The sequence below is a fragment of the Moraxella marmotae genome, from assembly GCF_042219885.1.
GTDB classification, from domain to species: domain Bacteria; phylum Pseudomonadota; class Gammaproteobacteria; order Pseudomonadales; family Moraxellaceae; genus Moraxella; species Moraxella marmotae.
Genome location: NZ_JBHJHR010000002.1, coordinates 1,339,739 through 1,366,695 on the forward strand (window position 1 = coordinate 1,339,739; position 26,957 = coordinate 1,366,695).

Annotated in this window: 17 protein-coding genes, 2 tRNA genes and 3 rRNA genes; 18 read left to right on the forward strand and 4 right to left on the reverse strand. The window is 46.2% G+C overall.

All coding sequences use genetic code 11. From position 1 onward, the window contains the following. The first annotated feature begins 25 nt into the window (after positions 1 to 25). On the forward strand, positions 26 to 607 hold the full coding sequence (rimI, locus tag ACFBZI_RS06205; RefSeq protein ID WP_375715529.1) for a ribosomal protein S18-alanine N-acetyltransferase: 582 nt from the start codon (positions 26 to 28) through the stop codon (positions 605 to 607). A 53-nt stretch (positions 608 to 660) separates the two neighbouring features. On the opposite strand, the gene ACFBZI_RS06210 is transcribed toward rimI, so the two are convergent. From ACFBZI_RS06210 to thrS, 3 genes are all read right to left on the reverse strand, one after another. Beyond that, positions 661 to 957, reverse strand: coding sequence for a hypothetical protein (locus tag ACFBZI_RS06210; RefSeq protein WP_375715530.1), 297 nt, complete (start codon positions 955 to 957; stop codon positions 661 to 663). 169 nt (positions 958 to 1,126) lie between these two features. Then, entirely contained in the window at positions 1,127 to 1,624 is a 498-nt protein-coding gene (infC, locus tag ACFBZI_RS06215) for a translation initiation factor IF-3 (protein ID WP_375716326.1), read from the reverse strand. Positions 1,625 to 1,919: 295 nt separating this feature from the next. After that, complete coding sequence (thrS, locus tag ACFBZI_RS06220) at positions 1,920 to 3,848, reverse strand: threonine--tRNA ligase (protein ID WP_375715531.1); 1,929 nt, start codon at positions 3,846 to 3,848, stop codon at positions 1,920 to 1,922. A 127-nt stretch (positions 3,849 to 3,975) separates the two neighbouring features. Between thrS and ACFBZI_RS06225 the strand changes: the two genes are divergently transcribed. The 7 genes from ACFBZI_RS06225 (at position 3,976) to ACFBZI_RS06255 (ending at position 12,422) form a co-directional block, all read left to right on the forward strand. Beyond that, positions 3,976 to 4,986 (forward strand): threonine aldolase family protein, encoded by a 1,011-nt coding sequence (locus ACFBZI_RS06225; protein ID WP_375715532.1) that lies wholly within the window; start codon positions 3,976 to 3,978, stop codon positions 4,984 to 4,986. A 603-nt stretch (positions 4,987 to 5,589) separates the two neighbouring features. Further along, a 16S ribosomal RNA gene (locus ACFBZI_RS06230) occupies positions 5,590 to 7,118 on the forward strand. Positions 7,119 to 7,179: 61 nt separating this feature from the next. Beyond that, a tRNA-Ile gene (locus ACFBZI_RS06235) sits at positions 7,180 to 7,256 on the forward strand. 5 nt (positions 7,257 to 7,261) lie between these two features. Beyond that, positions 7,262 to 7,337: transfer RNA gene (locus ACFBZI_RS06240), tRNA-Ala, on the forward strand. A 260-nt stretch (positions 7,338 to 7,597) separates the two neighbouring features. Continuing rightward, positions 7,598 to 10,452 (forward strand): 23S ribosomal RNA (locus tag ACFBZI_RS06245). 143 nt (positions 10,453 to 10,595) lie between these two features. After that, positions 10,596 to 10,709, forward strand: a 5S ribosomal RNA gene (gene rrf, locus ACFBZI_RS06250). Together the 16S, 23S and 5S rRNA genes with 2 tRNA genes alongside form the textbook arrangement of a ribosomal RNA operon. Positions 10,710 to 10,913: 204 nt before the next feature. Then, on the forward strand, positions 10,914 to 12,422 hold the full coding sequence (locus ACFBZI_RS06255) for a M48 family metalloprotease (protein WP_375715533.1): 1,509 nt from the start codon (positions 10,914 to 10,916) through the stop codon (positions 12,420 to 12,422). A 221-nt stretch (positions 12,423 to 12,643) separates the two neighbouring features. Here ACFBZI_RS06255 and ACFBZI_RS06260 read toward each other — a convergent pair whose 3' ends face one another. Continuing rightward, entirely contained in the window at positions 12,644 to 13,297 is a 654-nt protein-coding gene (locus ACFBZI_RS06260) for a YcxB family protein (protein ID WP_375715534.1), read from the reverse strand. Between the two features lie 295 nt (positions 13,298 to 13,592). Here ACFBZI_RS06260 and serS point away from each other — a divergent pair, with 295 nt between their 5' ends. The 10 genes from serS (at position 13,593) to lpxD (ending at position 26,934) form a co-directional block, all read left to right on the forward strand. Further along, positions 13,593 to 14,861 (forward strand): serine--tRNA ligase, encoded by a 1,269-nt coding sequence (serS, locus tag ACFBZI_RS06265; protein ID WP_375715535.1) that lies wholly within the window; start codon positions 13,593 to 13,595, stop codon positions 14,859 to 14,861. 277 nt (positions 14,862 to 15,138) lie between these two features. Further along, positions 15,139 to 17,127, forward strand: a complete 1,989-nt coding sequence (gene tkt / locus ACFBZI_RS06270; protein ID WP_375715536.1) for a transketolase — start codon at positions 15,139 to 15,141, stop codon at positions 17,125 to 17,127. 191 nt (positions 17,128 to 17,318) lie between these two features. Further along, positions 17,319 to 18,044 (forward strand): UMP kinase, encoded by a 726-nt coding sequence (gene pyrH / locus ACFBZI_RS06275; RefSeq protein ID WP_375715537.1) that lies wholly within the window; start codon positions 17,319 to 17,321, stop codon positions 18,042 to 18,044. A gap of 136 nt (positions 18,045 to 18,180) precedes the next feature. Beyond that, complete coding sequence (gene frr, locus ACFBZI_RS06280) at positions 18,181 to 18,735, forward strand: ribosome recycling factor (protein WP_375715538.1); 555 nt, start codon at positions 18,181 to 18,183, stop codon at positions 18,733 to 18,735. A gap of 88 nt (positions 18,736 to 18,823) precedes the next feature. Then, positions 18,824 to 19,588, forward strand: a complete 765-nt coding sequence (gene uppS, locus ACFBZI_RS06285) for a polyprenyl diphosphate synthase (protein WP_375715539.1) — start codon at positions 18,824 to 18,826, stop codon at positions 19,586 to 19,588. A gap of 68 nt (positions 19,589 to 19,656) precedes the next feature. Then, entirely contained in the window at positions 19,657 to 20,505 is an 849-nt protein-coding gene (locus tag ACFBZI_RS06290) for a phosphatidate cytidylyltransferase (protein ID WP_375715540.1), read from the forward strand. Between the two features lie 196 nt (positions 20,506 to 20,701). Then, the gene (dxr, locus tag ACFBZI_RS06295) at positions 20,702 to 21,949 is read left to right on the forward strand and encodes a 1-deoxy-D-xylulose-5-phosphate reductoisomerase (RefSeq protein ID WP_375715541.1); all 1,248 of its coding nucleotides are present in this window, start codon (positions 20,702 to 20,704) and stop codon (positions 21,947 to 21,949) included. Continuing rightward, entirely contained in the window at positions 21,946 to 23,322 is a 1,377-nt protein-coding gene (rseP, locus tag ACFBZI_RS06300) for an RIP metalloprotease RseP (RefSeq protein ID WP_375715542.1), read from the forward strand. The genes dxr and rseP overlap by 4 nt, the downstream gene beginning before the upstream one ends. A 166-nt stretch (positions 23,323 to 23,488) precedes the next feature. Next, a complete protein-coding gene (gene bamA, locus ACFBZI_RS06305; protein ID WP_375715543.1) occupies positions 23,489 to 25,921 on the forward strand; it encodes an outer membrane protein assembly factor BamA in 2,433 nt (810 codons plus the stop codon). Beyond that, positions 25,921 to 26,934, forward strand: coding sequence for a UDP-3-O-(3-hydroxymyristoyl)glucosamine N-acyltransferase (lpxD, locus tag ACFBZI_RS06310; RefSeq protein WP_375715544.1), 1,014 nt, complete (start codon positions 25,921 to 25,923; stop codon positions 26,932 to 26,934). The genes bamA and lpxD overlap by 1 nt, the downstream gene beginning before the upstream one ends. Positions 26,935 to 26,957 lie beyond the last annotated feature (23 nt).

Consider the following 26,957-nt stretch of genomic DNA (forward strand, 5'->3'; position numbering starts at 1 on the left):
GTGTTGTGTGTGTTTGGAGTGTCGTATGTATTTATCTGTTATCCAAAAAAATCAATTAACCAGCCAATCTGCTCAGATGATTTTTGGGCAAATCATTGCCCAAATCGCCGAGCTTGAATTGCTGCTGCTGCCTGATGATGCTTGGTGTCAAAAAGACATTGATGAGATTTTGGGGCAATTTGGTGCAGGGCTTATGGTGATGACCAATCGGGCGATTGATTGGAACGGAGTGGAAAAAAGTTTTCAGATTGAGCAAAATTATCAAACTGGGCAAACTGACGAAACGACTCAAAATTTAAAAGCCCCCATCGCAGTTTTGGGTTATTGCTTGTACCAAATCGTCTTTGAGACAGGCGAGCTGCACCGCATCGGCGTCAGTCCAAGCCATCAAAGGCAGTCGATTGCCAGTCGGCTGATAGCGGCATTGATAAGCACCATGCAAAAGGCAGATGCCGATAATCTGCTACTAGAAGTGCGTGCGGATAATTTGCCTGCCATTGCTCTATATCGGCGTATGGGTTTTGATGAAATCGCTGTCCGCAAAGGCTATTATCAAGTTGCCAATCGGCGTGTTGATGCAAAAATTATGCAATATCTTTTGAGTTAAAATTAAAATAAATACAGTTTGATAATTGTGATTTTACCAATTTATTACCAATCTCAAACTTCAAACGAAAAATAATATATCATTATTAAATACAAAATCAATAGCAGGATAAACCAATAAGCTCGCTCTAGCTTGCTATCCGTAGATTCTATTTTAGAACCAAACGACCAAAAATCTTCACCTTGGATATAATTCCAAATATCTTTAAACACCAGCAAAGAAAAGGGTAATATAATAAAAAACTCGGAAAGGTTAAAATAATAAGGTGCATCAAAATTAATAGATACAATAATGCTGGCTAAAATCGGAATAATAACAAACCATTTGTTTTGGCTTTTTTTGATACGCATAATTCTGTTTGCCGTTTATTTAATTTCAATGCGGCTAAATTTTGGTCATTTGCCAAATTTCAGATTCTAAAATTTAAAGCACCCAACCAAGCAAAAAGCAAGCGATGGATAACCACGGCTTGCTTGTTGTCAAAATCGGTAAAGCTGTACGCCCATTTTGGGTGCTGGGTTATTTTTTCTTGGCAGGACCAAGCAGCATACCCATTTGGCGGCCTTCGACCTTTGGTGCTTGCTCGACACTGGCAATCTCGGCGGTGTCGGCGATGATGCGTTCTAGCTGGGCTTTACCAATTTCTTGGTGAGCCATTTCACGACCACGGAAACGAATGCTGACTTTGACCTTGTCTTTATCGTTTAAAAATTCAATAATTTTACGCAATTTGACCTGATAGTCGGCTTCTTCGGTACCAGGGCGTAGTTTGATTTCACGCACTTGGGTCTGTTTTTGGTTCTTTTTGGCTTCTTTGGCTTTTTGTTTTTGCTCGTAGATATAACGCTTGTAATCCATCACTTTACAGACAGGTGGTTTTGCGTCAGGTACGATTTCAACCAAATCCAAGCCGTCATCATTGGCGACTTTTAGGGCGGCTTGAATATCTACCACGCCAAGCTGTTCGCCGTCTTCTTTGACCAAGCGGACTTCTTTGGCACGGATTTCTTCATTGATGTTTAAGCGGTTTGACGGTTTAATAATGGATACTCCCAAAGATAAAAATAGCCTTTCAATTCTACTTAAAATTGTTGCTAATTTCAAGGGGTTTTAGTGTTTTACTAAAAATAATAATCCGCCCTGTGTTTTTAATCGGATTTTATGCCAGGCTTTTTCTTTTGGTAAAGAAAACCAAACTGTATTTTATCGCAAATTCTTTTTTTTTTAAAAAAAAAAAAAAGTCCATCTTTGGTTAATTTTAAGAATAAAAAAACGCCAACCGAACCGATTGGCGTTTTTGGGTAGATTGGGATTACTCTGCTTTTTGTTCAATCCGACCTTTTTTGTCAATGGCTTTTTGTAGCACAGCGATAAAGTCGTCAAGGCTCATACTGCCTAAGTTCTCGCCTTCACGAGTACGGACATTAACCGTGCCGCTTTCTACTTCTTTGTCGCCCAGCACCAGCATGAACGGAATCCGCTCTAGGGTGCGTTCACGGATTTTAAAGCCGATTTTTTCGTTACGCAAATCGCTGATGGCTCGATAGCCTTTGGCGGTAAGTTTGGCGGTCGCATCATTGACGGCATCGGCTTGCTTGTCGGTGATGTTCATGACGACCACTTGTTGTGGGGCAAGCCATGGCGGCATAAAGCCAGCGTAGTTTTCGATCAAAATCCCAATAAAACGCTCAAACGAACCCAAAATCGCACGGTGCAGCATCACAGGGCGTTCACGCTCGCCTTGTTCGTTGATGAACTCAGCACCCAGACGCTCTGGCAAGTTAAAATCAAGCTGGATTGTGCCGCATTGCCACACACGACCTAGGCAGTCTTTTAGGCTAAATTCAATTTTTGGGCCATAAAATGCCCCTTCGCCTTCTTGTAATTCCCAAGCCAATCCCGCTTCGTCCAAAGCGTCCGCCAAGCCTTTTTCGGCATCGTCCCACATTTCGTCAGAGCCGACACGCTTTTGGGGGCGAGTGGAGAGTTTCATTGAAACTTCATCAAAGCCAAAATCTTTATAGACATCTAAAGTCAGCTTAATAAAGTCTTGAGCTTCTTGTTTGATTTGGGCGTGCGAACAAAAAATGTGGGCATCATCTTGGGTAAAGCCACGCACACGCATGATGCCGTGTAGTGAGCCAGACGGTTCGTTGCGGTGGCATGAGCCAAATTCAGCAAGGCGAATTGGCAAATCACGGTAGGATTTTAAGCCTTGGTTGAACACTTGTACATGACAAGGGCAGTTCATTGGTTTGATGGCATAATCACGGCTTTCAGAGCTGGTGGTAAACATATTTTCGGCATAGTTTTCCCAGTGTCCTGATTTTTCCCACAGGCTGCGATCGACAATTTGCGGCGTTTTGATTTCCAGATAGCCGTTGTCTTTTTGGACTTGACGCATATATTGCTCAAGCACTTGCCAGATTGTCCAGCCATTTGGGTGCCAAAACACCATGCCGGGGGCTTGCTCTTGCATATGAAATAGGTTTAATGCCTTGCCGATTTTGCGGTGATCACGCTTTTCGGCTTCTTCGATGCGAGCGATGTAGGCTTTTAGCTCTTTTTTATCCGCCCAAGCTGTACCGTAGATGCGTTGTAGTTGCTCATTTTTGGCATCACCACGCCAGTAAGCACCGCTCATTTTGGTCAGTTGAAATGCTTTGAGAAATTTGGTGTTTGGCACATGTGGGCCACGGCACATGTCGATGTATTCTTGGTGATAATACAGACCCATGTGCGTCTCATCAGGCATATCGTCAATCAGACGCAATTTATAATCTTCGCCACGAGATTTAAAGATTTCAATCACTTCATCACGGGGCGTCATTTTTTTGATGACATCATAATCTTGGTCAATCAAGGTTTTCATGCGAGCTTCGATGGCTTGCATGTCTTCAGGGGTAAAAGGGCGTGGGCTATAAATGTCATAATAAAAGCCATCTTCAATCACAGGACCGATGACCATTTTGACTTCAGGATACAGCTGCTTGACGGCATGGCCAAGCAAGTGGGCGCATGAGTGGCGGATAATCTCCACGCCTTCTTGATCTTTAGCGGTAATGATCGCAACGGTTGCATCGGTGGTGATGGGATCGCAGGCATCAACCAATTTGCCATTGACACGACCGGCAATGGTGGCTTTGGCAAGGCCGGGGCCGATATTTTGAGCGATTTGCATGACTGTGGTTTCGCCATCAAACTGGCGGACGCTACCATCTGGTAAAGTGATTGCAACCATAATATTACCTTATGTGTTGATAAATAACTGTTGATATAAAACACTTGATTATAGCAAAGTTTTCCTTGTGTGGCGATAGTTAAATGATGCTATAATGTAGTTTTTTAGCAAGTTGGGCGATAATTTGATGAAACATTTTGCTTCTGATAACTATGCAGGCGTGCATTCGAGCATCATGCAGGCGTTGATTGATGCCAATCACGGACACGAACCAGCGTATGGGGCAGACAGCTACACCAAGCGGCTGGGCGATGTGATTTGCCGTGAGTTTGGTGAGCGGGCAGTGGCTTTTCCTGTATTTAATGGCACTGGGGCAAATGTGCTTGGCTTACAAAGCCTGATGCCACGCTACGGTGCGGTGATTTGTGCCGAAACTGGGCATATTAACCAAGACGAGAGTAACGCCCCACAAGCGGTTGGCGGCTTTAAATTGTGGACTGTACCGAGCGATGACGGCAAATTAACCCCAGAGCTGATTGAGCCTGTTGCCAAGGGTTTTGGTGATGAGCATCGAGCTCAGCCTTTGGTGGTGTATATCAGCCAAGTCAGTGAGTGCGGCACTTGTTATAGCATCGATGAAATTGCTCAGCTTGCCGATTTTTGCCATGCTCGTGGTATGAAATTGTTTGTTGATGGGGCTCGCTTGGCAAATGCAGCAAGTTTTTTGGATTGCAGTTTTTATGAGATGATTACCAAAACAGGCGTGGATATGGTGTCGTTTGGCGGTACCAAAAATGGCTTGATGTTTGGCGAATGCTTGATTGATGTGACAGGCAATGCTGCCCAAGATATGAAATTTTTACGCAAAATGAGTATGCAGACAGCATCAAAAATGCGGTTTATTTCGGCACAATTGTTGGCGTTATTTGACAATCAATTATATAAGCAGCTGGCAGATCATAGCAATGCGATGGCAAAATATCTGGCGGATAGGCTTTGCCAGTTGGACGGCGTTGAGCTGGTTTATCCCGTGCAGTCTAATGGCGTTTTTGTCAAAATGAGCCAGCAAATGATCGAATCGGCTCGCAAACAAAGCATATTTTATGATTGGCACGATGGGGCGGTGCGACTGATGTGCAGCTTTGACACCACCAAGGGTGATATTGATGCGTTAATTGATGCAACAAAAACCCCCTAAAAACCAACAACTTACAAACTTTCTCCCCACCACCCAAAAAAACCCCTTTACAAGACAAACAATGATACCTATAATACGCACCACTCAAGCAAAGCAGATAAACAAAATCTTCTGCTAAATCAATAACTTAGCTAACACTTTATCATATTACTTTATCATACAAAGTATCATAAAGCTGCCTAAGATAAATTGATTGATCACCGATTTAAAATTTGACAATTTGACTTGACAATTTGCATCAAATCAATCAAATTGAAAAATTTTAAAAAAAAGTGAAAAAGACGCTTGACAACAAATTTTAAGCGTGTATAATACGCAACTCATTGAACAACTGGACGACAGTGTTCAACACTATTTAAAATCCAAACTAAAGAACAACTTGTGTGGATTTTTGTCAATACAAGATACTTAAAAATATTATCATTTATTGATACTTTTACTTATCTTAGTATTACACTTATTTAAGTAAGGCAAAAATACTCAAAGTTAATTCATTTACACGATGAGCAAATATTTGCTAGTAAGTACGATAAATGAGCCAACATTAAAGCCCTATCGATTTAACTTAGTTTACTAAGTCAAACTCATAGGCAAAACAAGATTAAACTGAAGAGTTTGATCATGGCTCAGATTGAACGCTGGCGGCAGGCTTAACACATGCAAGTCGAACGAGGTTAGAAAGCTTGCTTTTGATACCTAGTGGCGGACGGGTGAGTAATGCTTAGGAATCTGCCTAGTAGTGGGGGATAACTTGGGGAAACTCAAGCTAATACCGCATACGACCTACGGGTGAAAGGGGGCGCAAGCTCTCGCTATTAGATGAGCCTAAGTCGGATTAGCTAGTTGGTGGGGTAAAGGCCTACCAAGGCGACGATCTGTAGCTGGTCTGAGAGGATGATCAGCCACACTGGGACTGAGACACGGCCCAGACTCCTACGGGAGGCAGCAGTGGGGAATATTGGACAATGGGCGAAAGCCTGATCCAGCCATGCCGCGTGTGTGAAGAAGGCCTTTTGGTTGTAAAGCACTTTAAGTGGGGAGGAAAAGCTAATGGTTAATACCCATTAGCCCTGACGTTACCCACAGAATAAGCACCGGCTAACTCTGTGCCAGCAGCCGCGGTAATACAGAGGGTGCAAGCGTTAATCGGAATTACTGGGCGTAAAGCGCGCGTAGGTGGTTACTTAAGTCAGATGTGAAAGCCCTGGGCTTAACCTAGGAATTGCATCTGATACTGGGTAACTAGAGTAGGTGAGAGGGGAGTAGAATTCCAGGTGTAGCGGTGAAATGCGTAGAGATCTGGAGGAATACCGATGGCGAAGGCAGCTCCCTGGCATCATACTGACACTGAGGTGCGAAAGCGTGGGTAGCAAACAGGATTAGATACCCTGGTAGTCCACGCCGTAAACGATGTCTACCAGTCGTTGGGTCTCTTGAAGACTTAGTGACGCAGTTAACGCAATAAGTAGACCGCCTGGGGAGTACGGCCGCAAGGTTAAAACTCAAATGAATTGACGGGGGCCCGCACAAGCGGTGGAGCATGTGGTTTAATTCGATGCAACGCGAAGAACCTTACCTGGTCTTGACATACACAGAATTCGCTAGAGATAGCTTAGTGCCTTCGGGAACTGTGATACAGGTGCTGCATGGCTGTCGTCAGCTCGTGTCGTGAGATGTTGGGTTAAGTCCCGCAACGAGCGCAACCCTTTTCCTTAGTTACCAGCACTTCGGGTGGGAACTCTAAGGATACTGCCAGTGACAAACTGGAGGAAGGCGGGGACGACGTCAAGTCATCATGGCCCTTACGACCAGGGCTACACACGTGCTACAATGGTAGGTACAAAGGGTTGCTACACAGCGATGTGATGCCAATCTCAAAAAGCCTATCGTAGTCCGGATTGGAGTCTGCAACTCGACTCCATGAAGTCGGAATCGCTAGTAATCGCAGATCAGAATGCTGCGGTGAATACGTTCCCGGGCCTTGTACACACCGCCCGTCACACCATGGGAGTTGATCTCACCAGAAGTGGTTAGCCTAACGCAAGAGGGCGATCACCACGGTGGGGTCGATGACTGGGGTGAAGTCGTAACAAGGTAGCCGTAGGGGAACCTGCGGCTGGATCACCTCCTTAACGAAGATATCTGATTGGCAAGAATTCACAACAAGTTGTTCTTTAGTAAGATGTTTAAAACGGGTCTATAGCTCAGTTGGTTAGAGCACCGTGTTGATAACGCGGGGGTCATAAGTTCAAGTCTTATTAGACCCACCATTTATGGGGCCATAGCTCAGTTGGTAGAGCGCCTGCCTTGCACGCAGGAGGTCAGGAGTTCGACTCTCCTTGGCTCCACCAATCATTAAACATCAAGCATACATAAGCGATTTAAGAAAGATTTCTTATCTATGCTTTAACTTTATAAACTGACGAAGTTTATATTATTATTTAACAACATGATTATGAGTCTGGGTTAATAAATTATCCAACGTAATTTATTAACCATGCTAAGTACACCCCAAAATGTACTTAGCTAAAGTAAAGAGAACTGAATCAAGCGTAAACATAGGTGAATCGTTACACATTACCCATACATTAAAGACCCTTTGGGGTTGTATGGTCAAGTAATGAAGTGCACATGGTGGATGCCTTGGCAGTCAGAGGCGATGAAAGACGTGATAGCCTGCGATAAGCGTCGGTGAGGTGGCAATATCCTGTGACCCGGCGATTTCTGAATGGGGAAACCCACCTAAGATAACTTAGGTATCATAATTTATTTTATGAGGCAAACCGGGAGAAGTGAAACATCTCAGTACCCCGAGGAAAAGACATCAATTGAGATTCCCCAAGTAGCGGCGAGCGAACGGGGAGGAGCCGATCAATTAAACAGTAGCAAAATGGCGTGGGAAAGCCAACCATAGTAGGTGATAGTCCTGTATGCGAAACTGTTTAAGCGACATATTAAGTAGGGCGGAACACGAGAAATTCTGTCTGAAGATGGGGGGACCATCCTCCAAGGCTAAATACTCCTGACTGACCGATAGTGAACCAGTACCGTGAGGGAAAGGCGAAAAGAACCCCTGTTAGGGGAGTGAAATAGAACCTGAAACCGTGTGCATACAAGCAGTCGGAGCGGACTTGTTCCGTGACGGCGTACCTTTTGTATAATGGGTCAGCGACTTATATTCTGTAGCAAGGTTAACCGTATAGGGGAGCCGTAGGGAAACCGAGTCTTAATAGGGCGTTTAGTTGCAGGGTATAGACCCGAAACCGAGTGATCTATCCATGAGCAGGTTGAAAGTGCCGTAACAGGCACCGGAGGACCGAACCCACTCCCGTTGAAAAGGTAGGGGATGACTTGTGGATAGGGGTGAAAGGCTAATCAAACTCGGTGATAGCTGGTTCTCCCCGAAAGCTATTTAGGTAGCGCCTCGGACGAATACCATTGGGGGTAGAGCACTGTTTCGGCTAGGGGGTCATCCCGACTTACCAAACCGATGCAAACTCCGAATACCGATGAGTAATATCCGGGAGACAGACGGCGGGTGCTAACGTCCGTCGTCAAGAGGGAAACAACCCAGACCGCCAGCTAAGGCCCCAAATTCCTAGTTAAGTGGGAAACGATGTGGGAAGGCACAGACAGCTAGGAGGTTGGCTTAGAAGCAGCCACCCTTTAAAGAAAGCGTAATAGCTCACTAGTCGAGTCGGCCTGCGCGGAAGATGTAACGGGGCTCAAACTAGGAGCCGAAGCTGCGGATTTAATTGTTTCAATTAAGTGGTAGGGGAGCGTTGTGTAAGCCTGTGAAGGTGTATCGTAAGGTATGCTGGAGGTATCACAAGAGCGAATGCTGACGTGAGTAACGACAAAACGGGTGAAAAGCCCGTTCGCCGGAAGACCAAGGGTTCCAGTCCAACGTTAATCGGGGCTGGGTGAGTCGACCCCTAAGGCGAGGCCGAAAGGCGTAGTCGATGGGAAATCGGTTAATATTCCGATACTTGTTTATGATGCGATGGAGGGACGGAGAAGGTTATGCCAGCCTGGCGATGGTTGTCCAGGTGGAAGGATGTAGGTAGGTTTAGTAGGCAAATCCGCTAGACTATTACTGAGATCTGATAGCAAGCCAGTTTACTGGCGAAGTGGCAAATACCATGCTTCCAGGAAAAGCTTCTAAGCGATAGTTATAAACAAATCGTACCCGAAACCGACACAGGTGGTCAGGTAGAGAATACCAAGGCGCTTGAGAGAACTCTGCTGAAGGAACTAGGCAAAATGGTACCGTAACTTCGGGAGAAGGTACGCTGCCGACGGTGAAACCCTTGCGGTGTAAGCTGTTGGCAGTCGCAGATACCAGGCTGCTGCAACTGTTTATTAAAAACACAGCACTCTGCAAACACGAAAGTGGACGTATAGGGTGTGATGCCTGCCCGGTGCTGGAAGGTTAATTGATGGGGTTAGCGTATGCGAAGCTCTTGATCGAAGCCCCAGTAAACGGCGGCCGTAACTATAACGGTCCTAAGGTAGCGAAATTCCTTGTCGGGTAAGTTCCGACCTGCACGAATGGCATAATGATGGCAGCGCTGTCTCCAGCAGAGACTCAGTGAAATCGAAATCGCAGTGAAGATGCTGTGTACCCGCGGCTAGACGGAAAGACCCCGTGAACCTTTACTACAGCTTTACATTGAACTTTGACCTAACTTGTGTAGGATAGGTGGGAGGCTTTGAAGTGGCGACGCCAGTTGCCATGGAGCCAACCTTGAAATACCACCCTGGTTATGTTGGGGTTCTAACTCAGATATCACAATATCGAGGACAATGTATGGTGGGTAGTTTGACTGGGGCGGTCTCCTCCTAAAGAGTAACGGAGGAGTACGAAGGTGCGCTCAGAACGGTCGGAAATCGTTCAAAGAGTATAAAGGCAAAAGCGCGCTTAACTGCGAGACCCACAAGTCGAGCAGGTACGAAAGTAGGTCTTAGTGATCCGGTGGTTCTGTATGGAAGGGCCATCGCTCAACGGATAAAAGGTACTCTGGGGATAACAGGCTGATACCGCCCAAGAGTTCATATCGACGGCGGTGTTTGGCACCTCGATGTCGGCTCATCTCATCCTGGGGCTGAAGCAGGTCCCAAGGGTATGGCTGTTCGCCATTTAAAGAGGTACGCGAGCTGGGTTTAGAACGTCGTGAGACAGTTCGGTCCCTATCTACCGTGGGCGTTGGAAATTTGAGAGGATCTGCTCCTAGTACGAGAGGACCAGAGTGGACGAACCTCTGGTGTTCCGGTTGTCACGCCAGTGGCATTGCCGGGTAGCTACGTTCGGATGGGATAACCGCTGAAAGCATCTAAGCGGGAAGCCCACCTCAAGATAAGATTTCCCTAAAGAGCCGTTGTAGACTACGACGTTGATAGGTTGGGTGTGGAAGCGTAGTGATACGTGTAGCTAACCAATACTAATTGCTCGTTTGGCTTGACCATACAACACCCAAGTGGTTTAGTATGATAAAGTGTAAAGATTTTACCTAGCAAGCTTGAATCAATCTTGAATAGCTTTAAAAAGATAACAATTTAAAGTAAAAATTAAATAACAGACTCATAAGCAGCGTTGTTAATCCTTTTACGCTGACGACAATAGCAAGATGGAACCACCTGATCCCTTCCCGAACTCAGAAGTGAAACGTCTTAGCGCCGATGGTAGTGTGGTTCGCCCATGTGAGAGTAGGTCATCGTCAGCACCTTATTTCAGACCCCCGTACGAGAGTGCGGGGGTTTTTGGTTTGGGGGGATATTAATAACAATTTTATGCAGAATAAACAGACTGCTGTGATAATTTTTGCGGTACAATCAACATAATATTGATCTGATAAATAAAACAAATCAGTGGTGATAAGATGCCAAGCAGTTGTAATTTAAAACTCTTAACCTTGATAAATCCCATAATGATTGCTCTGTTAAGTATGATCATGTCGGCACAGGCGATGGATCTGCCTTATCGCTCAATGCAGCCATCTCAGCCATTGCCAATATTGCAGCCGCAATCATCAGCAAACTATCAATTGCCCAGCTCAACCAGCGGCCAAGGTTTTTATGATAAATATCGCAATGAGCAAATCGCCGCTTGGTCGCTGCGACAGATTCACGCCAGCTTGCCTGTGATTGATGATCCGTGGGTCAATCAAGTGCTGACACAGATGGCTGGGCAGATGAACGGTGTGGTGCGTACTGTACCTTTGTATCACACGGTGCTGCTCAATGATACCAATATCAATGCATTTGCGGTGCCGGGTGGGCTGATTGGTATTAACGCAGGGGTGATTTTATCCACTCAGAGCATCGATGAAGTGGCGAGCGTACTGGCTCATGAGATTGCTCACATCAGCCAGCGGCACTACGAGCATCGACTGGACAATCGCAAGCAGCTCTTGGCTTGGCAGCTGGGCGGCTTGCTTGCAGCATTGGCGGCGGCATCGTCAGGGGATTCTGATGCAGCATTGGTAGCGATGGCAAGCTCGCAAGCTGCCAGTGCCGAAACTGCCGCTAACCATAGCCGAGAGCATGAGCGTGAAGCGGATAGAGTGGGTATGCAGATTTTGGCACAAGTGGGTTATGATGCCGAAGCGATGCCCAGATTTTTTGCCAAAATGCAGCGGCAATTGTCGCTCAATCAAGCCAAAAACGCTTTTGTGCCAAGTTTTGTTCAATCGCACCCATTCACTGCCGAAAGGCTTTCTGAAGCGACAACACGAGCTAAAAGTTATCGGCGACCAAGTCAAAAAGCCCTGCATGAGCAGGCGGTACTGTTTGACCAGTTGTATTGGCGGGTCAAATATTTAAGCAAACAAACCAGCAAGACTGAACTTATAGCAAATGCCAAACAAAGCCAAGGGGCAAGCCTTGCCCTTGCCATGCATCTGGCGGATAATGGTGCGTTTGATGAAGCGTTTAATCAGCTGGATTTGGTGTCTTTGGATAAGCATGAGCCTGTGATGTGCTTGACCAAGTCGCACATTTTGGCAGCTGCCAAGCGTCATGCCGACAGGGTGGCTGTGCTACAAAATTGCCAGCCAATTTACCCTGAACGCCGTGATTTGCGATTGGCGTTGGCGGACGCTTTGGTGGCGGATAGTCAGCCCACACAGGCTTTGCTGATGCTGACGCCTTTGACAAAAGACGGCTCGCTGGATATTTTGGCTTGGCAAACCGCCTACCGTGCCTACGAGCAGCTGGCAGGGCAGGCGCAGGACGAGACCGCCAAAAAACTGGCGGAGATTCACGCATTACGCAGTCGCAGCCAAATTGAACTTTGGCATGGCGAATACACCAAAGCCTTACAGTCGCTTGCTCAAGCAGAGCAAATCGCCCAAACCGACCCCAAGGCAGCAACTTTATCAACTTTATTAAAAAAGGACAAAGAGCAAATCAACACCGCCAAAGATTTTAAACCGTGATTTATTTTATTTGATAAGTTTGGTAAGTTTATTTATCATTTTTAAAATTTGCCAAAAATTATTTTAAACTTTTTTGTCAATTATTTTTTATCATTTATGCCAAATTAAAAATAAACACTTGGCAAGAGTTCGACCCATTGCCCAAGTGCTTAAAATTATTTAATAGCATTGATAAATTTATCAAAAAACGCCAGTAAATTGATAAAATCCATCAAAGTCAATTATGGCATTTGCACCATCGATTCTAAGCCTTGTGGTTTAATTTCGCTTAGGTGTTTTTTGATGGTATCGATGGGTAAGCCTTGATTTTCTAGGCGTTTTGGGATAATTTGACTGCCTTTTTGTCCTTTGAGTTCAAACATCACAAACACAAATTTATCAGTCTCGTCCCAGCTGCTGACTGCTGACCAAGGGATACTTGCCGATTGCGTCGCCCCTGCACGCATCTGCATACCACGCATTTGCGGTGCGTTGAGCATTTCGCTTGGTGCAGGCATCGCCATCACCAGCCCATGCGACTGCACGCCAAGCTGCAGCTGCTGCATTTGCTCAGGCATCTGCGTACCCAGCACTTGTTTTTCGTACTCACGCTTCATGTACCATTTTAGCCCCAAAGTTCGTGCCACCAGATATAATGCCGACAAAATCAGCATCAGCCAAAACAAAATGGTTGAGTAGCCATTGACCAGTACCAAGCCTGCAATCGCTGCCACAACCACCACCGCCAGCACAATCCACTCGGTGGTTTTTAGTGATTTTAGCGAAAAATTGCTGGCACTTTTTTCAAAAAGCGACAACTGGGCGGCACGAAATTCCGCTTCGCTCATGTTCAAGGCGACAGGTTTTAGGGTATAAGGATAAAGAGCTTTGGTCATTGTAAAAATCCTAAAAATAAACTTTGTCTATATTACCGATTTTATGAACAAAAATAAACTAAAAGTTAGAATTTAGCAAATTTTTTTGGCTTTTATGCCATCTGCGGTGAAATGGACTTAAATTTTGGGGGGAAATTTGCTATCATAGAGCCATTATTTATCTCATAAATTATCTCACAAGTTGTCTCACAAATTTTATTCAAAATTACTTTGATAAGTTTTTATGAATAATTATAAATTGTTATAAAACGCTGCCTTGTGTCGGTAAGCGTTTTATTGATTGATAGGATTGGATATGTTAGACCCAAAATTTTTGCGAAATCATTTGAAAGAACTTAAGGAAAAACTTGCCACTCGTGGCTATGAATTGGATATCAATTTTTGGCAAAATGTCGAAGAGCAACGCAAATCTATTCAGGTAAAAACCGAAGAATTGCAAGCTCAGAAAAACGCAGGTGCCAAAAAAGTCGGTGAATTAAAGCGTCAAGGCGAAGATGCCAGCGAGCTTTTGAATCAAATGCAAGCCATCAGCGAGCAGATGAAACTTGCCGAAAATGAGCTTAAAGAGCTGCAAGCCACCATCAATGCAGCAGCATTACAAATCCCCAATATCCCAGCCGATGGCGTGCCTGTGGGAGCAGACGAAGCGGATAATGTGCAGGTGCGAGTATGGGGTGAACCCAGAGTCTTTGATTTTGAGATCAAAGACCATACCGATGTCGCCGAAGGTTTGGGCATGCTGGATTTTGAATTGGCAGCCAGACTGACAGGCAGCCGCTTTAGCGTCCTAAAAGGCAGCATCGCACGGCTAAATCGTGCCTTGATTCAATTCATGCTGGATACGCATACCCAAAAATACGGCTACACCGAAATGTATGTGCCGTACATGGTCAATGCCGACAGCTTGCATGGCACAGGTCAGCTGCCTAAGTTTGAAGAAGATTTGTTCAAATTGCGTGGCGAAAAAGAATATTATCTGATTCCGACATCTGAAGTGCCACTCACCAACAGCGTGCGTGATACGATTTTATCGCCCAAAGATTTGCCAATTAAGCTGACTGCACATACGCCATGTTTTCGCAGTGAAGCAGGCAGTGCAGGGCGTGATACTCGTGGCTTGATTCGCCAGCACCAATTTGAAAAAGTGGAAATGGTGCAAATCGTCAAGGCCGAAACTTCGATGCAGGCTCTCGAAGAGATGACGGCACAGGCAGAATTTATCCTACAAAGCCTAGAGCTGCCTTATCGTGTGGTGCAGCTATGCACAGGCGATATGGGCTTTAGTGCGGTTAAGACTTATGACATCGAAGTGTGGCTACCAAGCCAAAACACCTATCGTGAGATCAGCAGCTGCTCAAACTGTGGCGACTTTCAGGCACGGCGTATGGCAGCTCGCCTAAAAGATGGCAAACAAACCGAACTTGTGCATACACTGAACGGCTCAGGCTTGGCGGTCGGCCGTACGCTGCTTGCCATCTTGGAAAACCACCAAAATGCTGATGGCACGGTAAATATTCCTGCGGTGTTGCAGCCATACATGGGCGGCATGACAGTGATTGCTTAAGTTTTGGTTTTATTTTGATATTAAAAAGTAAAAGACAAAAACAAAAAGCAAAAAAGCTCAGTTACCATACTGGGCTTTTTGTTCATCTTGGACTGTTAAACCAAATCACAAATCAGCCCAAATGGTTGGACAGATAAAATTTGTAAATGCCATAGGCAGGTTAATTTTGATATCAAATGGTATTTGCCAATTCAAATTAGGGAAAATGTGCTATAATTTGCCCAATTTTAGTTTGATTGCAATCCAATTTATTTGATCAATTTGTTAGGAATAGCCAATGCCAAGCCAGCTTAATCAACGACCAAATGCCAATGCCATTCGTATTTTAGCGATGGACGCCGTCCAACAAGCCAATTCAGGACACCCCGGAGCGCCGATGGGCATGGCAGATATTGCCGAAGTTTTGTGGCGTGAGTTTTTAAAACATAACCCAAAAAATGCCAAATGGGCAAACCGAGATCGTTTTGTGTTATCAAATGGTCATGGCTCAATGCTAATCTATGCATTGCTGCATTTGACAGGCTATGACTTGTCCATTGACGACATCAAAAATTTCCGCAAATTGCATTCTAAAACCGCCGGCCACCCAGAGCATGGCTATGCTGACGGTATCGAGACGACCACAGGCCCATTGGGTCAAGGCATTGCCAATGCAGTGGGTTTTGCTTTGGCAGAAAAAACTTTGGCGGCACAATTTAACAAGCCAGAGCATGCCATCATTGACCATTACACTTATGCGTTTTTGGGCGATGGCTGCTTGATGGAAGGGGTTAGCCACGAAGCCTGTTCATTGGCAGGTACTTTGGGCTTGGGCAAATTGATTGCTTATTATGACGACAACGGCATCTCAATTGATGGCGAAGTGGAAGGCTGGTTTGGTGATGACACTGCCAAACGCTTTGAATCCTATGGCTGGCAAGTGCTGGCAGTCGATGGGCATGATCAAGATGCGATTCGTGCCGCCACCGAGCAAGCACGAGCTGAGACCAACAAGCCAACTTTGATTATCTGCAAGACCATCATCGGCTTAGGCTCACCAAACAAACAAGGCAAAGAAGACTGCCACGGTGCGCCGCTTGGTGTTGATGAGATTGCTTTGGCTCGTGCCGAGATGGGCTGGGCGGACAGTACGCCATTTGCCATTCCATCGCAGATTTATCAAGCATGGGACGCCACCGAAAAAGGAGCGTCGCAAGAAGCGGCTTGGAATGCACAATTTGCCGATTATCAAGCCAAATATCCAGCCGAAGCTGCTGAGCTGTTACGCCGCCTAAGTGGTGAATTACCAGCGGGTTTTGACAAAATTGCCGATGATTATATCAAAGCGTGCAACACCAAAGCCGAAAGTATCGCCACTCGCAAAGCCAGCCAAAACGCCATCGCAGCCTTAGTGCCAAATTTGCCAGAGATTCTTGGCGGTTCGGCGGATTTGGCAGGGTCAAATTTGACTCTATGGAGCGGTGCTAAGGGCGTACAAGACCATGCAGATGGTAACTATGTGCATTATGGCGTGCGTGAATTTGGCATGACTGCCATCGCCAATGGCGTGGCGTTGCATGGTGGCTTTATTCCTTATACAGCGACTTTCTTGATGTTTATGGAATATGCTCGCAATGCCGTGCGTATGTCGGCATTGATGAAACAGCGTGTGATTAATATTTATACGCATGACAGCATTGGCTTGGGTGAAGATGGCCCAACGCATCAGCCAGTTGAACAAGTCGCCAGTCTAAGAAATACGCCAAATCACTTCACATGGCGACCATGCGACACGGTGGAGACGGCTGTGGCTTGGAAAGTGGCACTAAAAACCACCAATGCACCATCATCGCTGATTTTATCACGCCAAAACTTGGCATTCCAAAGCCGTGATGATGCCCAAATCGCCAATATCGAAAAAGGCGGTTATGTCTTGGCTGCCGAAAAAGGCGAGCTAAAAGCCATCATCATCGCCACAGGTTCGGAAGTTGAATTGGCAATGAATGCCTACGAACAGCTGGACGGCGTGCGTGTGGTGTCGATGCCATGTGCCGAGATTTTTGTTAAGCAGTCTGCCGACTATATCCAAAGTGTGCTGCCAAGCGATGTCCGTGCTCGTGTGGCGGTGGAAGCAGGCATCAGCGATTATTGGTATAAATTTGTCGGCTTGGACGGCAAAATCATCGGCATGACCACTTTTGGTGAGTCAGCCCCTGCCAAAGAGCTGTTCAAGCATTTTGGTATCACCACAGAAGCGGTGGTGGAAGCGGTGCAATCGCTCATTTAATCGCACTTTAATTGCATTTTAAATATCCCAAAGCCACAAATCAGACATTGCCAGCCAGTGTCTGATTTTTTTATTGTTTGCAGCTTTTAAAATCGGCAACATTTGGCTATATCAAAAGCAAGCAAAATATGCTAAAATTAGACAATTTGTCTAAGACTTGATCGGTGAATCTTGATATTCTAGAGGGTGCTATGTCTAATAAAAATCCAAAATTTTCTCGCATTTTATTAAAACTGTCAGGCGAAGCATTGGCAGGTGGTCGTGATATGGGGATTGATGCTTCTATCCTAGATCAGATGAGCCTGTCCATCGCTCATTTGCGTGGTCTGGGCGTGCAAGTGGGTATCGTCGTTGGCGGCGGCAACTTGTATCGTGGCAGCACCCTACAAAAAGAAGGCTTGGTCGGTCGTGTGACTGGCGATCAGATGGGCATGCTTGCCACAGTGATGAATGGACTTGCCATGCGTGATGCATTGGTTCGTCGCAACATCAAAACTCGCCTGATGTCAGCGATTGCCATCGATACGGTCGTTGAGTCGTATTCTAGCCGTGATGCTATTCGCCATCTAAATAATGGCGAAGTGTGCATTTTTGTGGCAGGTACGGGCAATCCATTTTTTACCACAGACACAGCGGCGTGCTTGCGTGGCATTGAGATTGAAGCAGGTCTGATCTTAAAAGCGACCAAAGTTGATGGTGTGTACGACAAAGACCCAACCACCAACGAAGATGCGATCAAATATGATAGCCTAAGTTTTGATGAAGTCTTGGAGAAAAAATTGGGCGTGATGGATTTGACCGCCATCGCCTTGTGCCGTGAGCATAGCGTCCCATTGCAAGTGTTCGACATGAACAAACCAAACGCACTGCTTAATGTGGTGATGGGTAAAGACGAAGGCACTCGAGTGTATCACTGATTTTGGTGTTTTGGCAATTTAATTTTTGTAGATTTATTAAACAATTTGCCGATTTGTCCAAATTTTGATTTTAATCAACAACTGTTTTAGATTAATAGCAGTTCTAGATTTAGATTGGTAATATTAAGGAAAAATGATGATTAACGATATCAAAAAAGACGGCGAAAGTCGCATGCAAAAATCTATTGACGCACTTGAAAATGCGTTTAGCAAATTGCGTACGGGTCGTGCTCACCCCGGTGTGCTGTCAGGCGTGATGGTGAGCTATTATGGCTCAGAGACGCCACTAAACCAAGTGGCAAGTATCAATGTCGAAGACAGCCGTACTTTGTTGGTGCAGCCGTTTGATCGCTCGATGGTGCAGGCGGTGGATAAGGCAATCCGTGAAGCCGATTTGGGTCTAAACCCAATGACTGCCGATGTGATTCGTGTGCCGATGCCAGCTTTGACCGAAGAGACTCGCCGTGATATGCAAAAAATCGCCCGTGCCGATGCCGAGCAGGCTCGTGTATCGGTGCGTAATATCCGCCGTGATATGCTGGGCGATATTAAAGATTTGCTAAAAGAAAAAGAAATCTCAGAAGATGACGAGCGTCGTGCTGAGACCGACATTCAAAAGCTGACCGATGATTTTATCAAAGCCATCGATACTCGCCTTGCCAAAAAAGAAAGCGAATTGATGGAAGTATAGGCCAAGTTTTTATCAACATGGGTGATGAGTTGCCCATGTTGATTATTTATTTATATTAAATATTAGATTAATACGGCATTGACAGATTATGAACATATCAAGCAAGCCTGCGGTTATCCCTAAGCACATTGCCATCATCATGGACGGCAATAATCGCTTTGGCAAATCCAAAAAATTGGCCATGGGTGCAGGGCATATTGCTGGTAAAGATGCTTTGGATCCGATTGTTGAGCATTGCTTAACGCTGGGCGTGCAGGTCTTGACTGTCTTTGCCTTTTCTAGTGAAAACTGGGCTCGCCCAAAAGATGAAGTGGATTTGTTGATGCAGCTTTTGGCTCAGACGATTCATGAGCAGATGCCACGCATGAACAAATACCGCATTCGTTTACGCTTTATTGGCGATCGCAGTCAGTTGTCTGCGGATTTGGCGGCACTGATGGCAGATGCTGAAGCAAAAACGGCACATTTTGAAGCGATGACCTTGGTGATTGCCATCAGTTATGGTGGGCGTTGGGACATTGCTCATGCTGCCAAGCAGTTGGCTTATGAAGTCGAGCAAGGCAAAATCTGTGCCGATGATATCGATGATAATGCTGTCGCCAAGTGGCTGCAATTGTCCGATTTGCCTGAAGTGGACATGCTGATTCGCACAGGTGGCGAGTATCGGATTTCCAATTTTTTATTATGGCAAGCGGCATATGCTGAGCTGTTTTTTACGCCAACTTTATGGCCAGAATTTGGCAGTGATGAGCTTGATGAGATGATTGCTATTTTTGCCAATCGTGAACGCCGATTTGGCAAAACCAGCGAGCAAGTCCAAAATTTGCAATCAAGCAATTTGCCCAATAATTAATTATTTTTAATAAAATATTTATAAACAAATCGCCAAATTTTATCAACACCCAAGAGAGCAACTCAACCATGTGGCAACGAATCAAAACGGCAATCGTACTGGTACTTATCGTGGGATTTGCATTGTTTGCAAGTTCGTTGCCGATTTTTATTCTGCCCTTGTTGGCGGTGGGGGTGCTGATTGCATCGCACGAATGGACAAAGCTGATGCCAAGATGGCAGCCGCCCATTTATTTTGTGCTAACAACCTTTGCCATCACGACAATATCGCTTTATTTTGCCCAAAGTTGGCTCTTTTGGTGGGCGGCATCGCTGATGATTTGGGCGATGGCGAGCGTGTGGGTGCTGCAGTACCCTACCAAGCAAAGCTGGCATAACAAGGGCTTGGCAGTGATTGGCGTGGTGCTATTGACTGCTGCCATCACCGCCATGTACGCACTGTGGCAAATGTCGCCGTGGTGGCTGATGTATGTGTTTTTGTTGGTGTGGTGTGCTGACAGCGGTGCGTATTTTGTGGGGCGAAAATTTGGCAAACGCAAACTTGCCCCTGCTGTGTCGCCCAACAAAAGCATCGAAGGTTTATTGGGTGGCTTGGCGGTGGCAGGCATCGTTACGGTGCTTGTTGGCAATTATTTGCAATTATCAGGCGTGGCGTTGCTGCTGTTTTTGTTATTATCGTGGCTGACAGTGCTGGCAAGCGTACTGGGCGATTTATTTGAATCAATGCTCAAACGCCGTGCCGACATCAAAGATTCTGGCAATATCCTACCGGGACATGGTGGCGTGCTGGATCGCATCGATTCGTTGTTATCGGCGATACCGATTTTTGCCCTTGGCTTTTGGCTATTGTCAAAACTGGGTGTTTTTGCCGAAGTGTGGATACAGGCACATTCGGCGATTATGCAAGTGCCGTTTTGATGACACAATCTTGACAGATGGCAAATCCATACTTTTTATTTTATAAAATGATGGAATCATTTTGGCCATGATAAATAATAAAAAGCACATTGGCAAAATACTGCTGCAGATTATGGCAGATTATGAATGCAAGCCTTAGCCAATTTGCCGTATGAATTGATAAATTTACTAATAAAATTGATAAAGATAATTTAATATGACAACACAATCCCCCCAATCCATCGCTGTGCTGGGTGCAACAGGGTCTATCGGTGATAGCACGCTGGCATTGGTGCGTCAGCATGCCGACCGCTATCGGATTTATGCTTTGACAGGGTTTGGGCGTGTGGATAAGTTATTTGCTTTGGCACAAGAATTTTTGCCACAAAAAATCTGCACTTCTGATGATAATCACGCCATTTTAAGCCAAAAAATCCAAGCGGCAGGGCTGGCCATTGAAGTGCTATCAGGTGATGATGGATTGGTGCAAATCGCCAGCGACCCAAATGTAGATACCGTGGTGGCGGCAATTGTCGGAGCAGCAGGGCTGTCATCGACCTTGGCAGCGGCACGAGCGTCCAAGCGGATTTTGCTTGCCAATAAAGAATCTTTGGTGATGGCAGGTGAGCTGGTGATGCGGACAGCACGCCAGCATGGGGCGACGATTTTGCCGATTGATTCTGAGCATAATGCCATTTATCAATGCCTACCCAAAGCGGTGCAGGCGGACAATACCGCCATTCACGACGGCAAGCATGGCATCAAACGGCTGTGGCTGACGGCATCAGGTGGTGGATTTTTGTACAAATCGCTTGAGCAAATGGCGGCTGCCAGCGTCGCTGAAGCGGTCAAGCACCCCAATTGGTCAATGGGTCAAAAAATTTCCATCGACTCAGCAACGATGATGAATAAAGGTTTGGAGCTGATTGAAGCCTGCCATTTGTTCAATCTTGACGAGCAGCAAATTTCGGTGGTCATTCACCCAAACAGCGTGGTGCATTCGTTGGTTGAGTATGTTGATGGCAGTTTTTTGGCACAGCTTGGCAGCCCTGACATGAAAACGCCTATCGCTCATGCCTTGGCGTATCCTGACAGGATTGATGCTGGCGTGGCAAGTCTTGATTTGTATCAATTGTCGGCATTGACTTTTTTGGAGCCTGATTTGCATAAATTCGCCTGCCTGCGACTGGCAAGAGATGCCGCCAAGCAAGGCACTGGGGCATGTATCACGCTCAATGCCGCCAATGAAATCGCCGTTGCTGCATTTTTGGCAGGGCAAATTCGCCTAACCGACATCGCCTTAATCGTTGAATCTTGCCTGTCTGATCAGGCGATTGTTGCCGATTATGAGCAAGATTTTTTGGACGAACAAACCGCCTTGCCGACTATTTTGGCGATGGATCATAAAGTCCGCCAAATCGCCAGCGACAAGGTCAATCAACTGGCACAAGGTGCGTTATCATGACGGCATTATTGATGATATTGGCGGCATTTTGTGTGCTGGGGCCTTTGGTGGCGTTGCACGAGTTTGGGCATTATTTTATCGCCAGACTTTGTGGTGTCAAAGTACAAACTTATTCTATTGGTTTTGGGCCAAAATTATTCGGCTGGCAAAGTCGCCGCTCAGGCATCAATTATCAAATCGCTGCCATTCCATTGGGCGGCTACGTCAAAATGCTCGATGAACGCAATGAACCTGTGCCAGATGAGCTTAAGCCAGTGGCGTTTAATAATCAACACCCCTTAAAGAAAATCGCCATCGTCGCTGCCGGCCCTGTGATGAATTTTCTTATCGCCATTGGGCTGTTTTGGGTGCTGTTTTTGTTCCCCAGTGAGCAGCTAAGCACTCGCATTGGTAAGATTGTCGCCGATTCACCAGCAGCAAACAGCGGCTTGATGGTTGATGATAAAATTGTCGCCATTGACAATAAAGCCATCGACAGCTGGCAGCAGATTGTCTATGCTTTGACCGCCAAAATGGGCGAAAATACCGACATCGTCGTCAGTGTTGAGCGAGCTGGGCAAATCCAGCACGAGTCAGTGGCGGTGTCGCATTTTATGCAGACTGTGGACGACAAACGCCCCAAAGATCCGCTGGGTAGCCTTGGTGTGCTGCCATATCAGCCGCACATTGCCCCAGTGGTTGGCGAAGTGCTGGCAGATGGCCCAGCGGCTTTGATGGGACTTAAAACTGGCGATCGCTTTGTCAGCATCAATCAGCATCAGGTTGATGACTGGTTTGCAGTCAGTCAAATTATCCACCAAAGCCCAGAAATCATGCTTGACACGGTCATCATCAGAGATGGCAAAACGCAGTCGCTTAAGCTGATGCCCAAAGGCGTCAAAACTCGTGATGGCGTGATTGGACAGCTGGGGATTCGTCCGCAGATGGATAAGCAGCCAATTCCTGACAAATATCTGACCACCATTCATTATACGCCGACCCAAGCACTCATGCAGGCACTGCAACGCACTTATGATCTGTCGATGATGACAGTGGGAGCGATTGGCAAGATGATTGCTGGCGTGATTGGCATTGACAATTTGTCAGGCCCTTTGACGATTGCTGAAGTGTCAAAGACGAGTTTTGAGATGGGTTTTATGCAGGTGCTTGCCACGGCAGCGATGATTAGCCTAAGCCTTGCGGTACTCAATTTACTACCGATTCCGATATTGGACGGCGGACATTTGCTGTTTTATACTTATGAATTAATCGTGGGCAAGCCGCTTGCCGAGTCGTTTCAGATGGCGGCATTGCGGCTGGGGGCGTTATTGCTTTTTTGTTTCATGCTGCTTGCAATTGGTAACGATATCATGCGATTTTTTGGCCAGTGGTGAAATTATCGACAAATTCACAAAAAATTTGCTGTTTTTGCTGTGAAATACTTGCTAAATTTAACTTTTTGGCTTACCTTTACACAATGTAAATTTGGCCAATGCGTCATTTTGTGGTGCAGACGGTTGATTTTTTATATAAATTTTAAAATTAAGTTTGGATAGACTTATGAATAATACATCTTTGAAAGGTTTTAAATTCAATGCCCTTGCCTTGGCTGTCGTGATGATGGCAACCCAAGCTCAGGCGGCAGATGTCATGGCAACCGACATTGCCATCACAGGCTTGCAGCGGGTTACTATCGAAAGTTTGCAGACGGTTTTGCCGATTCGCACAGGTCAAGCGGTTAGCGATGAGCAGCTTGCCGAAGGGGTAAAGGCACTGTATGCCACAGGGAATTTTTCTGATGTGCAGGTCTATCACCAAGACGGACGCATTATTTATCAAGTTACCGAACGCCCATTGATTGCCGAGATTAACTTTGACGGCAACCGCCTAATTCCCAAAGAAGGCTTGCAAGAAGGCCTAAAAAGCGTGGGCTTGACTGTGGGTCAGCCGCTCAAACAATCCACCGTGCAGCTCATTGAATCAGAGCTGACCAATCAATACATCTCACAAGGCTACTACAACACCGAAATCAGCATTAAGCAAACCGAGCTTGATGGCAACCGTGTGCGGTTGGATTTGATTTTTGCCGAAGGTAAGCCTGCTCGTGTGGTGGATATTAATATCATTGGCAATGAGCATTTTAGCGATAAAGATTTGATTGATGAATTGGCAATCAAAGACCATAAGATTAATCCGCTGTCCAAGGCAGACCGTTATAGCCAAGAAAAATTGGTGGCAAGCCTTGAAAAATTGCGTGCCAAATATCTCAACGCTGGTTTTGTCCGATTTGAAGTCAAAGACGCCAAGCTCAATATTGACGAAGATCAAAACAAGGTCTTTATTGAGATTTTGGTGAATGAAGGTCAGCAGTACCAATTTGGCGACATCAAATTTTTGGGCAATTTGACCTATCCAGAGCCAGAGCTTGCTAAGCTACTTACCTTTAAGACAGGTGAAGGTTATTCACAAGCCAAGCTGGATCAGACCGCTTTAGAAATCGGCAGTAAATTTGGCGATGATGGCTATTATTATGCTCAAATTCGTCCAGTGATGCACATTGATGATGCCAATCGCACGGTTGGTGTGGATTATTATATCGATCCTGTGCGTCCTGTGTATGTTCGCCGTATCAATTTTACAGGGAACTTTAAGACCAAAGACGAAGTGCTACGCCGAGAGATGCGTCAGCTGGAAGGGGCGTTGGCGTCCAACCAAAAAATCCAGCTATCACAAGCTCGCTTGATGCGAACAGGGTTTTTTAAGAATGTGACTGTGGATACTCGTGCTGTACCCAATTCGCCAGATCAGATTGATGTCAATTTTGTGGTCGAAGAGCAGCCATCAGGCTCATCAACCATCGCCGCAGGTTATTCGCAAAGTGGCGGTGTAACTTTCCAATTTGATGTTTCCCAAAATAACTTTATGGGAACGGGCAACCGTGTCAATGCGGCGTTCTCACGCTCTGAGACTCGTGAAGTGTATAACTTGGGTCTGACCAATCCGTATTTCACCACCAATGGCGTCTCTCAAAGTCTAAACGCCTATTATCGTAAAACCAAATACGACAACAAAAACATCAGCAACTATGTGCTGGACTCACTGGGTGCGTCATTAAGCTATGGCTATCCGATCGATGAGCATCAGCGCCTGAGTGCCGGCCTAAATGTCGATAACACCAAAGTGCGTGGCGGCGGCTACATGGGTATCAGCAATGTCAAGCAAATTTTGGAAGATGGCGGCACGGCAGACTTTGATGGTGGTGTCAGCTTCCAAAACGACTACACCACTTATAATGCGATTTTGGGCTGGAGCTATTCAAGCCTTGACCGCCCTGTATTCCCAACTAAGGGCATGAGCCACAATGTGGATTTGACACTGGGCTTTGGCGATAAAAACTACCAAAAAGTGGTTTATCAAGGCAATATTTACCGACCATTTATCAAAAAGAGCGTCCTGCGTGGCTATGCACGCTTAGGCTATGGTAATGATTTGCCATTTTATGAAAACTTCTACGCTGGCGGCTATGGCTCGGTGCGTGGCTACGACCAATCCAGCCTAGGCCCACGCTCGCAGGCGTACGATGTCGCCAGACGCAGTAAAGAAACTTTGCGTGGCGAAGTGGTGGGTGGTAACGCCTTGGCAACTTTTGGGGCGGAGTTGATTTTGCCATTGCCATTTAAAGGCGACTGGGTAGATCAAGTGCGTCCTGTGCTGTTTGTCGAAGGGGGTCAAGTCTTTGACACCACAGGCTTGGACAAAGAAACGATTAACTTAGCCAAATACGGCGACCCAAATGTTGAGACTTCTCAAGGTTCGGCAGCATTAAACTATCCGCTATTAAAACAAGACAAAGAGCTGCGTTATAGTGCTGGTGTGGGTGCGACTTGGTACACGCCGATTGGTCCATTGTCCATCAGCTACGCCAAAGCGTTTAATAGCAAAGACACGGACGAAACGGACAAAGTCCAATTCCAAATCGGTAGTGTGTTCTGATGATTACTTTAGCTCAACTTATCGATGCCATCGAGACACGCCAAGCGGTACAAAACAAAGACCGCTTGGTACTGGATAAGCCAATTGATGGCGTGGCAAATTTGACCACTGCGACAAGCTCACAAGTGGCTTTTTTGGCACAACCCAAATACGCCGACGATCTAAAGACAACGCAAGCAGGCGTGGTATTGGCATCGGCACGCTTTGTCGATGCGATTGATACGGATAATCTAAGCACCCAGCTTGTCATCGTCAAAGATGCTTATTTGGCCTATGCTTGTATCAGTACGCTGTTTGTGCCGACAGCGACAGCCGATAAGCACCCAACCGCCATCATCGACCCATCGGCTCAACTGGGGCAAGGCGTGAGCATTGGTGCTTATGCGGTCATCGGCCGTGGTGCGGTGATTGGCGATGGCGTGGTGATTGGCACGCATACAGTGATTGGCGATGGCGTGGTGATTGGCAATGACAGCCACATTGACGCATCGGTGGTGATTCATCACGGTTGTGTGGTTGGCGAGCAAGTGCGTATCCACAGCCATGCCAGTATCGGCTCAGAAGGCTTTGGCTTTGCTCCAACGGTGGCAGATGGCACTGTCCGCTGGCAACGCATCGCCCAGCTGGGGCGTGTGGTGATTGGTAATCGTGTCCGTATCGGTAGTAACACCTGTATTGACCGTGGTGCGGTTGAAGACACCATCATTGCTGACGATGTGATTATTGATAATTTGGTGCAAATTGCCCACAATGTACACATCGGACAAGGCACAGCAATCGCTGCCAAAGCTGGCATCGCAGGCAGCACCAAGATTGGCAAAAACTGCATCATCGGTGGTGCGGTGGGGATTAATGGTCATCTGACCATCGCCGATGGCGTAACTTTCACAGGCATGAGCATGGTGATTGGCGACATCAGTGAAGCGGGGACTTATTCATCAGGCACAGTTGCCATGCCACAGGCAAAGTGGCGACGAGCAGCCGTCAAATTCCGCCAGATGGGCGAAAAATAGTTTTATGGATTGTAAGGAAAAAT

Coding starts and splice junctions, on each gene's coding strand:
- ACFBZI_RS06260 (WP_375715534.1), bottom strand. CDS start 13,297: ATGACCAAAGCTCTTTATCCTTATACCCTAAAACCTGTCGCCTTGAAC.
- ACFBZI_RS06290 (WP_375715540.1), top strand. CDS start 19,657: ATGTGGCAACGAATCAAAACGGCAATCGTACTGGTACTTATCGTGGGA.
- dxr (WP_375715541.1), top strand. CDS start 20,702: ATGACAACACAATCCCCCCAATCCATCGCTGTGCTGGGTGCAACAGGG.
- rimI (WP_375715529.1), top strand. CDS start 26: ATGTATTTATCTGTTATCCAAAAAAATCAATTAACCAGCCAATCTGCT.
- pyrH (WP_375715537.1), top strand. CDS start 17,319: ATGTCTAATAAAAATCCAAAATTTTCTCGCATTTTATTAAAACTGTCA.
- serS (WP_375715535.1), top strand. CDS start 13,593: ATGTTAGACCCAAAATTTTTGCGAAATCATTTGAAAGAACTTAAGGAA.
- tkt (WP_375715536.1), top strand. CDS start 15,139: ATGCCAAGCCAGCTTAATCAACGACCAAATGCCAATGCCATTCGTATT.
- thrS (WP_375715531.1), bottom strand. CDS start 3,848: ATGGTTGCAATCACTTTACCAGATGGTAGCGTCCGCCAGTTTGATGGC.
- rseP (WP_375715542.1), top strand. CDS start 21,946: ATGACGGCATTATTGATGATATTGGCGGCATTTTGTGTGCTGGGGCCT.
- bamA (WP_375715543.1), top strand. CDS start 23,489: ATGAATAATACATCTTTGAAAGGTTTTAAATTCAATGCCCTTGCCTTG.
- frr (WP_375715538.1), top strand. CDS start 18,181: ATGATTAACGATATCAAAAAAGACGGCGAAAGTCGCATGCAAAAATCT.
- uppS (WP_375715539.1), top strand. CDS start 18,824: ATGAACATATCAAGCAAGCCTGCGGTTATCCCTAAGCACATTGCCATC.
- ACFBZI_RS06225 (WP_375715532.1), top strand. CDS start 3,976: ATGAAACATTTTGCTTCTGATAACTATGCAGGCGTGCATTCGAGCATC.
- ACFBZI_RS06255 (WP_375715533.1), top strand. CDS start 10,914: ATGATTGCTCTGTTAAGTATGATCATGTCGGCACAGGCGATGGATCTG.
- lpxD (WP_375715544.1), top strand. CDS start 25,921: ATGATTACTTTAGCTCAACTTATCGATGCCATCGAGACACGCCAAGCG.
- ACFBZI_RS06210 (WP_375715530.1), bottom strand. CDS start 957: ATGCGTATCAAAAAAAGCCAAAACAAATGGTTTGTTATTATTCCGATT.